Here is an 11947-nt window from a genome sequence, read left to right on the forward strand (position 1 = left end):
CCCGGGGCGCGTGGAGCGCGCCCCGGGCACGGCCCCCACCCCGTCCCTCACTTCCGGTCCCGGCCTCCTCCCACCCCGTTCAGCGCAGCCGGGCCGGCCGGCACGGCGTGGCCGGCGGTATCCGGCCCGCGAAGAACGCCCGGGGCGGCACACCCATCAGGGTGCGGAAGTCGGCCGTCATGTGCGACTGGTCGTAGTAGCCGGTGGCGGCGGCGAGATCGGCCCACGGGGCGGTGGCCGCGTGGGCCAGCAGGTGCCGTACGCGGTGGATGCGGGCGTAGTGCTTGGGGGAGACGCCGACGCCGTCGGCGAAGAGGTTGCGCAAGTGGCGCTCGCTGACGGCGAGTTGCCGGGCGACGTCCCGCACGGGGGCCGGGGCGCGGTCGCGGCGGGTGGACAGCGCGTCCACCGCATCCCGCAACAGCCGGTCGCGGGAGCGGACGGCGGGGGCCGGGAGCACGTCCGCCAGGCGGTCCACCCAACCCTCCCGCTCGCCTTCCGCCCGCGCGAGTGCGCGCGCCAGCCGCCGGGCCGTCGCGGACGGCAGGTCCGACAGCGGCACGACCCGGCCTACGAGGTCCACCGCCGGTACGCCCAACAGCGGGCGCGCCGCCCCCGGTCCGAGGCGCAGCCGCACGCACGACACCGCCCGGCCGTCCGCGTCCGCGTGGTACGCGGCCCGGGTGCGCGGCCCGACGACCACCGTCTCGCGCCGCCCGTCGTCCTCGACCCGCACCACCACCTGCGTCGCGCTGTCCGGAACGTGGGTGAAGGCGTCCCGCACCGGCCCCGTGACCCGTACCGAGGCGATCTCGGAGATCCACGGGCGCAGCGCGTCGGCAAGCGGAAGGCGGTCTTCGGCGAGGGCGTCGGTCACCCCACCACCGTAAGCGCGGCACGCGCCCGGCGGGCCGGCCGGAGCGTGCCGGAATTTCCTAGAGCCGCGGCGGGACCGGCCGCGACCGTGAGGGGCATGATCCTTGTGACCGGTGCCACGGGCACCATCGGCAGTGAACTCGTACGGCGGTTGGCGGCGCGCGGCGAGAAGGTGCGCGCCCTGGTCCGCGACCCGGCCGCGGCGACCGTGCCCCCGGGTGCGGAGGTGACGCGGGGGGACTACCGCGACCCCGGCTCCCTGGAGGCGGCGACGGCCGGGGTGACGGCCGCCTTCCTGGTCGGCGTGCCCGGGCCGGACGCGGAGTACGACCGGGTGCTGGTCGACGCGGCCCGGGCAGCGGGCGTGCGCCGCCTGGTGAAACTCTCGGCGATCGCGACGGGCGACCCGGACGTGGGACCCTCCGGCACCTGGCACCTCGCCGGCGAGCGGGCCGTGCGGGAGAGCGGCGCCGAGTGGGCGGTCCTGCGCCCCTCCTCCTTCGCCTCCAACACGCTGGCCTGGGCGCGGGCGATCGGGGCGGGCGAGCCGGTGCCGAACATGACCGGCGACGGCCGGCAGGGCGTGATCGACCCGCGGGACGTGTCCGAGGCGGCGGCGCGGGTGCTCCTCGACGGGCGGCTCACGGGACGGACGTACACCCTGACCGGGCCGGAGACGATCGGGGTGCCCGGGCAGGCCGCCGTCCTCGCCGAGCTGCTGGGCCGTCCGGTGGCCACCCGCGACCTCTCGCCGCACGAGACGCGTGAGCACCTGCGTGCCTGGGGGCTCTCACCCGCGCAGGCGGAGGGCGTCCTGGGCGGCAACGCCTTCGTGCGCGCGGGCCGCAACGCCGTCGTCACTGAGGACGTCCCGCGGCTGCTGGGCCGCCCGGCGCGGACGTACCGGGAGTGGGCACGCGACCACCGGGGCGCGTTCGGGACGGGGTGACCCGGTCGGCCGCGGCGGCAGACCCCGGCGCCGCCGACCGCCGTGCGGCGACCGCCGTGCGGCGGGCCTTCGTGCGGCAGGCTTCCGGGGGGCGGGCTTCCGTGCGGCGGACCTGCGATGCGGCCGGTCGGCCGGCGTCCGGTACCGGCCGGAGACCGTCCGCCTGGCGGGAGCCGGGGACAAGTGGACCGGGACCCGGGTGACCGGGTGGCTCCGGCGGGAGTCTCCGGGCCGCACCCCCGCCGGCCGGTGGCGCGAGGGACGCGGGGTCCGGTTCGGCGGTCCCGGTCAGAGGCCGAACAGGCTCGGATCGGCCGCCAGTTCCTTGAAGCGGTCCCGCGGGTCGGCCACCATCCGCCGCTCCTTGAGGTCCAGCAGCCCGCCGACGGCCGTCAGCTCGGCCGCGACCGTGCCGTCCGCCTTGCGGATGGTCTGCTCGATGCGGAACGTCTTGCCGTCGCCCCACTCGAAGGCGCACGTCACGTCGACCTCGTCACCGGCGACGAGCTCGCGCCGGTAGCGGATGGTCGTCTCCAGCGCGACGGGTCCGACACCCCGGCCGATCAGCCCGGCCTGGGTGATGCCCGCCGCCTGGAGCAGCGACCAGCGTGCGTGTTCCGCGTAGTTGATGTAGACGGCCTGGTTGAGGTGGCCCTGTACGTCGGTCTCGTAGCCGCGGACGGTGACCCGGACGGAGAACGGCTCGCTCACTGCTTCCCCTGCTCGTCGACGAGAAATCGATGTCTGTCCGGCGATCTTGGCATGCCCCTCACACCCGGCGAGGGGAAGCCAGCAGATAGCGCGCCCGGGTCCGGGGGTCGGTGTGCTCGCCGACCTGCCAGCCCGCCTTCTCCAGTGTCGCAGCGCAGGCCGTGAGCGTCCCGTCGTCCGGTCCGCGCACCGCGACGGCCTCCGGCTGCGGGGTCGCCCGCACCCGGTAGCCGTCCTCGCCGCCGGGTCCGGCGGGGCGGTGTCCGGCCGCCTCCAGCGCGAGCGCGGCGGCCTGGACGAGATGCGTGCGCTCCCAGCCGCACGGCCGGCCGGTCGCCCCGTCGGGGTTGGTCATCCGGCGCAACTCCAGCAGCCCCTGCCAGGCACTGTGCACCTCACGCGGGCGCGACGGCCGGGTGTCCGGCCGCTCCTCGCCGCCGACCCGCGCGGCGAACACCCCGGTGTCCGGCTCCGGCGGCGGCGCGGGCGCGGACCGGGGCTCGGGTTCGGGCACCGCCTCCCTCACCCGGTGGCCGGCCGGTGTCAGGAAGTGGTCGTGCGGCGGACGCGGGTGGCGGAAGGCCAGCCCCCGCCCGACGAGCGCCGCGAGCTGTGCCGGCGTGCCCCGCAGCCGCCCGGTGACCGGGTCGGCGGCGTCGATCACCCGCCGCTGAGCGGCGGTCGGCGGTCGCGTCACGGCATGTCCCCTTCCCTTGAGAGCTCCGAACAAAAAGGGAGCCCGGCTCGCGACGCCTGGCACGCACGCTCGCCGCGTTGCCGAGAGCCCCTGGCAGCTCCGCTAGGAGGAGCTTCCGGCGCCTTGCGATCGCACGCACCGGACGCCGCGAGCTGAACGGCCTCCCCTCTTGTTCGGAGCCCTGACTCCTGCCCGCAGCCTACGACCCGGCACCGACAACGCCGCCCGCGTCCCGGACCGGGGCCGCCCGGCACCACGTCCCCGCCGGTTCGGCCGTCGGGCATCCGGCCGGATGCCCGACGGCCGGCGATCAGGCCGTCCGCGCGCCACCGCGCCCGAGCCGGCGTGCCGGCGCCGTCCACGGGATCGCTCGGCGCAGGCCCTGCCGGTGCCGGGCTGGGCGGCCGTCCCGGCCAGGTGCTCGTTCCGGGGCAGGACCCCTTGGGCCGGCACAGCCCGGCCGGTGCTACTGCCGGTACCCGCTGAGGAACCGCCCGATCCGTCCGATCGCCGCCTCCAGGTCCTCCGCGTGCGGCAGGGTGAGGATGCGGAAGTGGTCGGGGGTGGGCCAGTTGAAGCCGGTGCCCTGGACGACCTGGATCTTCTCCCGCAGCAGCAGGTCCAGGACGAACTTCTCGTCGTCGTGGATGCGGTGCACCGCGGGGTCGAGCCGCGGGAAGGCGTACAGCGCGCCCTTGGGCTTCACACAGGACACACCCGGGATCTCGTTGAGCCTCTCGAAGACGACGTCCCGCTGCTCGCGCAGCCGGCCGCCCGGCGCGGTCAGCTCGTGGATGGACTGGCGGCCGCCGAGCGCGGCCTGGATGGCGTACTGGGCGGGCGCGTTGGCGCACAGGCGCATGGAGGCCAGCATGGTGAGGCCCTCCAGGTAGTCCCTGGCGTGCTGCCGGGGGCCGGTGACCACCAGCCAGCCCGAGCGGAAGCCGGCCACCCGGTAGGTCTTGGACAGACCGCAGAAGGTCAGCACCACCAGGTCGGGGGCGAGGGCGGCGGCCGAGTGGTGGACGGCGTCGTCGTAGAGGATCTGGTCGTAGATCTCGTCGGCGAAGACCATCAGACCGTGCCGGCGGGCCAGGTCGAGGATGCCCTCGAGGATCTCCTTCGGGTAGACGGCCCCGGTGGGGTTGTTCGGGTTGATGATCACGACGGCCTTGGTCCGGTCGGTGATCTTCGAGGCCATGTCGTCCAGGTCCGGGTACCAGTCGGCCTGTTCGTCGCACAGGTAGTGGACCGCCTTGCCGCCCGCGAGGGTCGTGACCGCCGTCCACAGCGGGAAGTCGGGGGCCGGGATCAGGATCTCGTCGCCGTCCTCGACCAGGGCCTGTACGGCCATGGAGACCAGCTCCGAGACGCCGTTGCCGAGGAAGACGTCGTCGACGTCGACCTCCAGGCCCCGGGTCTGGTAGCGCTGGGCGACCGCCCGGCGGGCGGAGAGCACGCCCCGCGAGTCCGTGTAGCCGTGCGCCCGCGGCAGCATCCGGATCATGTCCTGGAGGATCTCCTCCGGCGCCTCGAAACCGAACAGCGCGGGATTGCCGGTGTTCAGGCGCAGGACGCTGTGGCCCGCCTCCTCCAGTGCGTTGGCGTGCTCGATCACCGGGCCGCGGATCTCGTAGCAGACCTCGCTGAGCTTGTTCGACTGCCGGAACTCCATGCGCGCTCGCCCCTCCGGTATCTGGTGTTGCTTGGTTTTACCAAGTTCCAGCTTGGAAAGTCCAACGACATGTCTAGACTGCGTCGCATGCCACCTCGCCGAAGCTACGACCAGTACTGTTCCGCCGCCCGCGCGCTCGACGTCGTCGGCGACCGCTGGACCCTGCTGATCGTCCGGGAGCTGCTCGCCGGCCCGCGCCGCTACACCGACCTGCACGCCGACCTGCCGGGCGTGAGCACGGACGTACTCGCCTCGCGGCTGAAGGACATGGAACGCGACGGGCTCGCCCGGCGCCGGCGCCTCGCCCCGCCCGGTGCGGCCTACGTGTACGAACTCACCGACCGGGGCCGGGAGTTGATGCCCGTGCTCCAGGCGCTGGGGGAGTGGGGACAGGCCGAGCTGGGGGAGCGGCGGCCCACCGACGCCGTCCGGGCGCACTGGTTCGCGCTGCCGTTGCTGCGCGCGCTGGAGGGGGAGGGCGGGCTCGTCGAAGTCCAACTGGAGGAAGGGAACTTCCATGTGTACGCCGGTGCCGCCGAGGGACCCGTGTACGGCGACGGGCCCGCGCCCGCGGAACCCGACGCCCGGCTCGTCCTGGACACCGGCACCTGCGCGGCTCTGGCGCGCGGGGCGCTGACCCTGCCGGACGCGGTCCGCGCGGGCCGGGTCGAGGTGGGCGGCGAGGGTGCCCTGGCCAAGGCGCTCCGGGAGGCGTGAGACGGCAGAAGGCCCGCTCGGGGCGGGCCTTCTGATCGAACGTCAGGTACTCCTCACGCGGCCGGCGGGACCCGCGTGGGCCGTCCCGAACCGCGGGTCAGCGTGTATCCGCCGATCCCGGCGAGCGCGGCCAGCACCGCGCCGACCGCCGTCCACACCCAGCGGTCGGACCACCAGCCGGACGCCCAGCCGTCCTCGGGCTCGATGCTCGACAGGACGGCGGAGTCCTCCTGCTTCTGAGCCGCCGGGGTGACGGCGACACCCGGCACCAGCGGCTCGGCCAGCCGGCCGTCCACCGCCGCCGAGCCGCCGATGTCCTTGGAGTCCACCCGCAGTTCGGCGTCGACCGGCAGACCGAGGTCGGCCGTCTTCAGGCCGAGGGCGGTCAGCCGGACGTAGTAGGTGCCCGGCAGCGGGTCGTTCGCCCACGGTTCCGCCCAGGCGCGGACCGTGCGCAGGACACAGGCCAGTTCCAGGGAGGCGGTGCCCGGGGCGGCGGTGCGCGTCTGGGCGCCGTACTGGCAGGCCTGGCGGCGGCGCAGGCCGTCGTAGACGTCCACCTGCCAGGTCTGGCCGGTGTGTGCCTGCGGCAGCTTCACCGTCGCCCGGACGGTGGGCCGTTGTTCCGCGTCGGCCGGGAACGACCAGTACAGGTAGTCACCGCTGGAGGCGCTCGCGGTGGCCGTCTGCCCCTGCTCGACCTCCGTCGCCGTACGGAACGACGTGCCCGCCGAGCGGGGCGCGGAAGCGTCCCCGGACGGGCTCGGCGACGGCGTGGAGTCGGCCGCGGCGGGAGCGGCCGCCAGGCCCAGCGCCAGCAGGGCAGTGCTCATCACACGTGTGATCCGCATCAGTTGGTCCTCCAGACCGCGACACGCCAGCGCGACAGCCAGCCCCAGACCAGACCCGCGAGGAAGCCGACGAGCACCAGGACGCCCAGCAGCCACCAGCCGCGGCCGAGGCCGAAGGAGGCCACGTCGCTCGCCTGCGAGGGGCTGTCGACCACGTCCACGGTCAGCTCCAGCGGCATACCGGGCGTGGTCTTCACCCCGGAGGCGGCGGAGAAGGAGTTGGTCACCTGCAGGCACACCGTCTCGGCCGGTGCCCCGTCCTCGTCGCTCTCCGCCTTCGGGTAGCGCAGACCGGTGGAGACGACGTCGGTGCGGCCGCGGCCCGCGGCCTCGCCGCGCACGATCTCCCGGCCGTGCACGGTGACCGCCCGCAGCAGCACCCCGTGGTCGGGGTTCATCGCGCGGTCCGCCGACACGCTCACCGAGGCGCGCAGCTCCTGGCCCGGGTCGACGTCGACCCGGTACCAGCGCTGCTGGCCGAACTCCTCGCGGTCGGTGTACAGGCCCGACTTCAGCGTCGGCGCCTCGGCGCACGAGTCGGCGCCCCGCGTGGCGACCGGCGTCACCACCGGGTCGGCCGCGCGGTCCACCAACTGGTTCACCTTGTCGGCGAGTTCGTCGGTGTGCTCGACCGAGGTGTAGGTGCCGCCGGTCGCCTCGGCGATGCAGCTGAGCTGCTGCCGCATCTTGACGTTGGGCACCAGGCCGAGGGTGTCGATGGTCAGGCCGATGCCCTTGGCGGCGATCTCGCGGGCCACCTCGCACGGGTCGAGCGGCGCGCAGGTGTCCTCGCCGTCACTGATCAGCACGATGCGCTTGGAGCCGGTGCCGCCGTCGAGGTCGCCGGCCGCCTTCAGCAGGGCGGGCCCGATCGGCGTCCAGCCGGTGGGGGACAGCGTCGCGACGGCCGCCTTCGCCTCGGTACGGTCCAGAGGGCCGACCGGGTAGAGCTGCGCGGTGTCCTTGCAGCCGGTGTTGCGGTCGTCGCCCGGGTAGTTGGCGCCGAGGGTGCGGATGCCGAGCCGGACCTCCTCGGGGGTGGCGTCCAGCACCTCGTTGAACGCCTGCTTGGCCGCGGCCATCCGCGTCCCGCCGTCGATGTCCTTCGTGCGCATCGAACCGCTGACGTCGAGGACCAGGTTCACCTTCGGCGCGCTGGCTGTGGTCTCGTCGGCGACCGCACCGGACGGGAACGCGATCCCGGCCGTGAGCGCGGCGAGCAGGGCGCAGACGCCCGCCGCCAGCCGTTGTGTTCTGATCATCGGCGGATCCTATTGATCCGAGGTCTCCCGCCACAAAACGGGGTCAGTCCTCCCCGGCCACCAGCGGATTGGGCAGCTCCGCCCACTGGTCCCCGGCGCTCCCCGGCGACAGCCGCATCAGTGTCAACGCCTTCGCGGGCAGCGGCTGCGCGCGCAGCGCCGCCAGGTCCGGAGTGTCCGGCACCCGCGGCACCGCCCCCGCCAGCGCCGCCCGCAGGGCCCGCCGGCTCCCGGTCGCCCCGGCCAGCGCACCGCCCACCAGCGAACCGAACAGCTTGCGCCGCAGCGCCGTCACGTCGTCCGTGAGGATCCGCGAGGGCAGCTCCGGCACCGGCAGGCCGTGCCGGGCCAGCCGGGCCGGGCTGACCCGGACGTCGGCGAGGTCGCGGTAGACCAGCCGCAGCGGCGCGCCCGACGCCGACAGCACGACCAGCAGGTTCTGCCCGTGCGCCTCCAGCGCCACCCCCAGCTCCAGCAGCCGCAGCCCCACCGTGAGCGCGAGCCGCGCGAACCGCGCCGACCAGGCGGCGGACGCGGTCAGGCCGGTGGCCGGCAGGGCGGCCACCGGTACGACGTGCTCGCCCGGCCCCCCGTACACCGCCGGCGACTCACGCAACACGGCCGCCAGGTCGGGGGAGTCGGCGGTGACCGCGCCCAGTGTGCGGGTCATGTGCAGCAGACCGTCCGTGTGGGCCGTGAGGGTCTGCGCGAACGCCGACAGGGCCGCCGAGGAGGCGACCGAGCCGACCGAGATGTCGCGCACCGACGACGTCAGCCGGGCGCTCAGCGCGGTCTTGACGTGCCGCCCGTCCGGCAGCGCCAGCGTCCGCAGCGACATCAGCGGATGCGCGTCCACGCCCCGCTCGCACCCCCGCTTCAGCACGTGCGCCGCCTGCCACGGGTGCACCGGGATCAGCAGCCGTCCCGCGTCCCGCAGCTCCCCGGGCCACTCGCCCGAGACCAGGCACTCGCCGGCCGGCACCGGCAGCAGCCCCAGCCGCACCGCGGCCGGCCGGTGCTCCGGCCCGTACGCCAGCTGCTCGGCGACCGAGAACCCGGGCCGGGAACGGCAGTTGGGGTGGTACGGATGCCCGTCGACCACCCGCTGCTCCCACTCCCAGTCGTGCTCCGGCCACCCCTGTGCCCGCCCCTGCCCCTGCCCGGCCCGTGACAGCGCCAACGACGCCGTGCTGTGCCCGACTTCGGCCGCGAGACCCGCGCCGTGCGGCACCGCCAGGTCCGTCAGCAGCCGCGCGGGATCGTCGTACGCCACCCGGTCCAGACGGACGGAGGCCACGTACGCGGACGTCGCGTAGGGGTCCGGGTGCGGGCCGTGCAGCCGACGCCCGTCCGACAGACGCAGCGTGAGCCCCTCGCGGCCCCGCTCGCGGGACGCGATCCACGGCAGCGGCTCATGGGTGAGAGCGCGCCACAGCCGCGTCAGCACGGCCGCGCGGGCGCCGGGCAGCTCGGCGGCGTAGCGCGGCCCGAGCGCGGGACGCACGACGGCGAGGTCGGCGGCCACCTCGGCCTCTGCGGAGGGGGGACGGTGCACGGGCGGGCTCCTCGGGTACGAGTAGGACGTCGGGGCGGGCCGTGACGCCAGCGATACTGATCGTCTCCGCCCGGAAGAAACCGTAGGGAACGAGTACGCGTGGATCTCATCCCCCCACCCGCCGACGGCACCCGTGCCGCCGGCACCGACGACGTCGACCGCCTGGCCGACGCCCACGCGGCCGCGCCGCTGCTGAACTGCCTCCTGCGGGAGGTCGCCGAACCCCTTCCTCCCGGGCAGGACGGCCGCGCCGTGTACCGGCTGCCCGCCGGCGGCCGTCTGCTGCGGGTGCGCGGCACCCGGCGGCCCGCCGAACCCGAGGTGCGCGCGGACGGCGCCTGGCACCGCCTCGACCACGCCGCACTCGTGGCACTCGTCGCCGGGGAGCTGCACCGCCTCACCGGCCTGTCCCCGCACGGGCAGCCCGCCGAGATGCTCGACAGCAGGGACGCGGTCGCCGCCCTGCTCACCGCACGCGCGCGGGCCACCCCGCCCGCCGACCCCTACCTGCTCTCCGAGCAGTCCCTGATCACCGGCCACCCCCACCACCCGGCCCCCAAGGCGCGCGGCGGCGGCCCGGTCGCCGACTGGCTGCCGTACGCCCCCGAGGCGCACGCCCGCTTCCCGCTGGTGCTGCTCGGCCTGCGCGAGGACCGGGTGGTCGAGGAGGGCGACACCTCGGCGCTGGACGCCCTCGGCGAGGCCCCGCCCGGCTACCGGCTGCTGCCCGCACACCCCTGGCAGCTCGACCTGGTCGGCCTCGACCGGGCGTTCGCCGACGGCACCCTGATCCGGCTGGGCACGACCGGCTTCGACACCTGGCCGACCGCAGCGATCCGCACCGTGTACGCACCAGGACGGGACCTGTTCCTGAAGTTCAGCCTCGACGTCCGCATCACCAACGACATCCGCCGGCTGTGGCGCCACGACCTGCTCAGACTCCGCCGCACCGACGCGGCGGCCGCCCGCGCGTTCGCCGCCGGGGACACGGGCGCCGCCTGGCTGAGCGACCGCGGCTACCGCACCGCCGACTTCGCCTTCGAGGAACTCGCCGTCCTGGTCCGCGACGGCCTGCGCGACCACGTCCGCCCCGGCAGCACGCCACTGCTCGCCGCCGGCCTCGTGGAGGGCTTCACGGGCAGCCCGCTCCACACCACGACCGACCCCGCCACCTGGTGGCGGGCGTACCTGCGGGCCGTCGTGCCGCCCGCCCTCGCCGCCTTCGCCGACCACGGCGTCGTCCTGGAGGCGCACCTGCAGAACACGCTGGTCGCCGTCGACGCCGACGGCACGCCCGCCCAGGCGCTGTACCGGGACGCCGAGGGCGTCAAGCTGCTGCCGGAGGTGTCCCGGGCCGCCGGCTGGGAACGCCTCGTCTACTGCCTGGTCGTCAACCACCTGTGCGAGATCGCGGCCGCCCTCGCCGAGCGGCACCCCGGTTTCGACCCCTGGCCGGCCGCCCGCCGGGAGTTCGCCCGGAACGCCCTGCCCGAGGCGGCGGCACTGCTCACGGCACCGGTCCTGCCCGGCAAGACCAACCTCCTGCTGCGCTGGACGGGCGCCGACGGCGCCGACGCCCGCTACCTGCCCCTGCCCAACCCCCTGGCCACGGCATAGGGCCCGGCCGCCAGGCCTCGCGGAGCAGGGGGGAGGCGTTCGGACGGGCCACCGCCCGCCCCGGCCGGCGGGCACCGGGAGGGGAGGCGTCGGACGGGCCCCGGGGCCGCCCCGGCGGCCGGCCGCCGCACGCCGGCCGGCCTGACGCGAGGGGCCCCGGGGCGTCATGAACTTCGCCTACGGCTGGGCGTTCTCCCAGCCGGTCCGCAAGGTCTACTACAACCTCACCGTCACCGGCCTGTCCGTGGCCGCAGCCCTGGTCGTCGGCACCGTCGAACTGCTCGGCCCGGTCGCCGACCGGGCCCGTCTGCACGGCCCGTTCTGGGACTGGATCGGCGGCCTCGACCTCAACGCCGTCGGCTACGTGATCGTGGGACTGTTCTTCGCCACCGGGGCGGTGGCGCCGCTGGTGTGGAAGGTCGGACGGATCGAGGAGAAGTGGACCGCGCTCCCCGCCCGCGCGACACGGCCCGCCGGTCCGGGAACCAGAACTGATCACACCCCGCCTCTATTGCTGCTAGCGTGCAGTTGCACATGGGTGGCAATAAGGCGGAGGGCGTTGGACATGGCGGTTTACACGCTCCCGGAGCTCCCGTACGACTACGCGGCCCTCGCGCCGGTCATCAGCCCGGAAATCATCGAACTGCACCACGACAAGCACCACGCGGCCTACGTCAAGGGCGCCAACGACACGCTGGAGCAGCTCGCCGAGGCACGGGACAAGGAGGCGTGGGGGTCGATCAACGGCCTGGAGAAGAACCTGGCCTTCCACCTCTCCGGACACGTCCTGTACTCGATCTACTGGCACAACATGACCGGTGACGGCGGCGGCGAGCCGCTGGAGGAGGACGGTGCCGGCGAGCTGGCGGACGCCATCGCCGAGTCCTTCGGCTCGTTCGCCCGTTTCAAGGCCCAGCTGTCCAAGGCGTCCGCGACCACGCAGGGCTCCGGCTGGGACGTCGCCCGCCGCCACACCGCAGCCAAGGAGCGCGGCGACAGCCTGCTGCTCGCCCCCTGACGACGTGGCCGCGTCGTCC

11 protein-coding genes and 1 pseudogene are annotated in these 11947 nt (G+C 74.9%); 5 read left to right on the forward strand and 7 right to left on the reverse strand.

Features of this window, described 5'->3' with window-relative positions; all coding sequences use genetic code 11:
• Window positions 1-79 precede the first annotated feature (79 nt).
• Window positions 80-877, reverse strand: a complete 798-nt coding sequence (locus ACZ4YY_RS04530; protein WP_468283761.1) for an AraC family transcriptional regulator — start codon at window positions 875-877, stop codon at window positions 80-82.
• 96 nt (window positions 878-973) lie between these two features.
• Here ACZ4YY_RS04530 and ACZ4YY_RS04535 point away from each other — a divergent pair, with 96 nt between their 5' ends.
• The gene (locus ACZ4YY_RS04535) at window positions 974-1825 is read left to right on the forward strand and encodes an NAD(P)H-binding protein (RefSeq protein WP_468283763.1); all 852 of its coding nucleotides are present in this window, start codon (window positions 974-976) and stop codon (window positions 1823-1825) included.
• Window positions 1826-2113: 288 nt separating this feature from the next.
• Here the strand turns inward: ACZ4YY_RS04535 and ACZ4YY_RS04540 are convergent, their stop codons facing one another.
• The 3 genes from ACZ4YY_RS04540 to ACZ4YY_RS04550 all read right to left on the reverse strand — a co-directional run bounded on the left by ACZ4YY_RS04540 (window position 2114) and on the right by ACZ4YY_RS04550 (window position 4908).
• Window positions 2114-2536, reverse strand: coding sequence for an acyl-CoA thioesterase (locus ACZ4YY_RS04540; RefSeq protein WP_468283765.1), 423 nt, complete (start codon window positions 2534-2536; stop codon window positions 2114-2116).
• Window positions 2537-2594: 58 nt separating this feature from the next.
• Window positions 2595-3233 (reverse strand): hypothetical protein, encoded by a 639-nt coding sequence (locus tag ACZ4YY_RS04545; protein WP_468283767.1) that lies wholly within the window; start codon window positions 3231-3233, stop codon window positions 2595-2597.
• A gap of 466 nt (window positions 3234-3699) precedes the next feature.
• On the reverse strand, window positions 3700-4908 hold the full coding sequence (locus ACZ4YY_RS04550) for a pyridoxal phosphate-dependent aminotransferase (protein WP_468283769.1): 1209 nt from the start codon (window positions 4906-4908) through the stop codon (window positions 3700-3702).
• A gap of 87 nt (window positions 4909-4995) precedes the next feature.
• On the opposite strand from ACZ4YY_RS04550, the gene ACZ4YY_RS04555 reads away from it, so the two are divergent.
• The gene (locus ACZ4YY_RS04555; RefSeq protein WP_468283771.1) at window positions 4996-5625 is read left to right on the forward strand and encodes a winged helix-turn-helix transcriptional regulator; all 630 of its coding nucleotides are present in this window, start codon (window positions 4996-4998) and stop codon (window positions 5623-5625) included.
• Between the two features lie 53 nt (window positions 5626-5678).
• Here ACZ4YY_RS04555 and ACZ4YY_RS04560 read toward each other — a convergent pair whose 3' ends face one another.
• Genes ACZ4YY_RS04560 through ACZ4YY_RS04570 form a run of 3 tightly spaced genes read right to left on the reverse strand, consistent with a single transcriptional unit; the run spans window position 5679 to window position 9293 of the window.
• Window positions 5679-6476, reverse strand: a complete 798-nt coding sequence (locus tag ACZ4YY_RS04560; protein ID WP_468283773.1) for a hypothetical protein — start codon at window positions 6474-6476, stop codon at window positions 5679-5681.
• Window positions 6476-7738, reverse strand: coding sequence for a VWA domain-containing protein (locus ACZ4YY_RS04565; protein ID WP_468283775.1), 1263 nt, complete (start codon window positions 7736-7738; stop codon window positions 6476-6478). Before ACZ4YY_RS04565 ends, ACZ4YY_RS04560 begins: the two co-directional genes overlap by 1 nt.
• A 43-nt stretch (window positions 7739-7781) precedes the next feature.
• The gene (locus ACZ4YY_RS04570; protein ID WP_468283777.1) at window positions 7782-9293 is read right to left on the reverse strand and encodes an IucA/IucC family protein; all 1512 of its coding nucleotides are present in this window, start codon (window positions 9291-9293) and stop codon (window positions 7782-7784) included.
• Window positions 9294-9392: 99 nt separating this feature from the next.
• On the opposite strand from ACZ4YY_RS04570, the gene ACZ4YY_RS04575 reads away from it, so the two are divergent.
• The 3 genes and pseudogenes from ACZ4YY_RS04575 (at window position 9393) to ACZ4YY_RS04585 (ending at window position 11928) form a co-directional block, all read left to right on the forward strand.
• Entirely contained in the window at window positions 9393-10910 is a 1518-nt protein-coding gene (locus ACZ4YY_RS04575) for an IucA/IucC family protein (RefSeq protein WP_468283779.1), read from the forward strand.
• A gap of 166 nt (window positions 10911-11076) precedes the next feature.
• A pseudogene (locus ACZ4YY_RS04580) lies at window positions 11077-11385 on the forward strand (HoxN/HupN/NixA family nickel/cobalt transporter); the annotation flags it as partial.
• Window positions 11386-11475: 90 nt separating this feature from the next.
• On the forward strand, window positions 11476-11928 hold the full coding sequence (locus tag ACZ4YY_RS04585; protein WP_468284344.1) for a superoxide dismutase: 453 nt from the start codon (window positions 11476-11478) through the stop codon (window positions 11926-11928).
• Window positions 11929-11947 lie beyond the last annotated feature (19 nt).

The sequence above is a fragment of the Streptomyces sp. NPDC030143 genome, from assembly GCF_055573695.1.

Excerpts from the sequence above, each read along its gene's own strand:
- ACZ4YY_RS04550 (WP_468283769.1), bottom strand. The coding sequence starts at position 4,908 with ATGGAGTTCCGGCAGTCGAACAAGCTCAGCGAGGTCTGCTACGAGATC.
- ACZ4YY_RS04585 (WP_468284344.1), top strand. The coding sequence starts at position 11,476 with ATGGCGGTTTACACGCTCCCGGAGCTCCCGTACGACTACGCGGCCCTC.
- ACZ4YY_RS04535 (WP_468283763.1), top strand. The coding sequence starts at position 974 with ATGATCCTTGTGACCGGTGCCACGGGCACCATCGGCAGTGAACTCGTA.
- ACZ4YY_RS04565 (WP_468283775.1), bottom strand. The coding sequence starts at position 7,738 with ATGATCAGAACACAACGGCTGGCGGCGGGCGTCTGCGCCCTGCTCGCC.
- ACZ4YY_RS04555 (WP_468283771.1), top strand. The coding sequence starts at position 4,996 with ATGCCACCTCGCCGAAGCTACGACCAGTACTGTTCCGCCGCCCGCGCG.
- ACZ4YY_RS04560 (WP_468283773.1), bottom strand. The coding sequence starts at position 6,476 with ATGCGGATCACACGTGTGATGAGCACTGCCCTGCTGGCGCTGGGCCTG.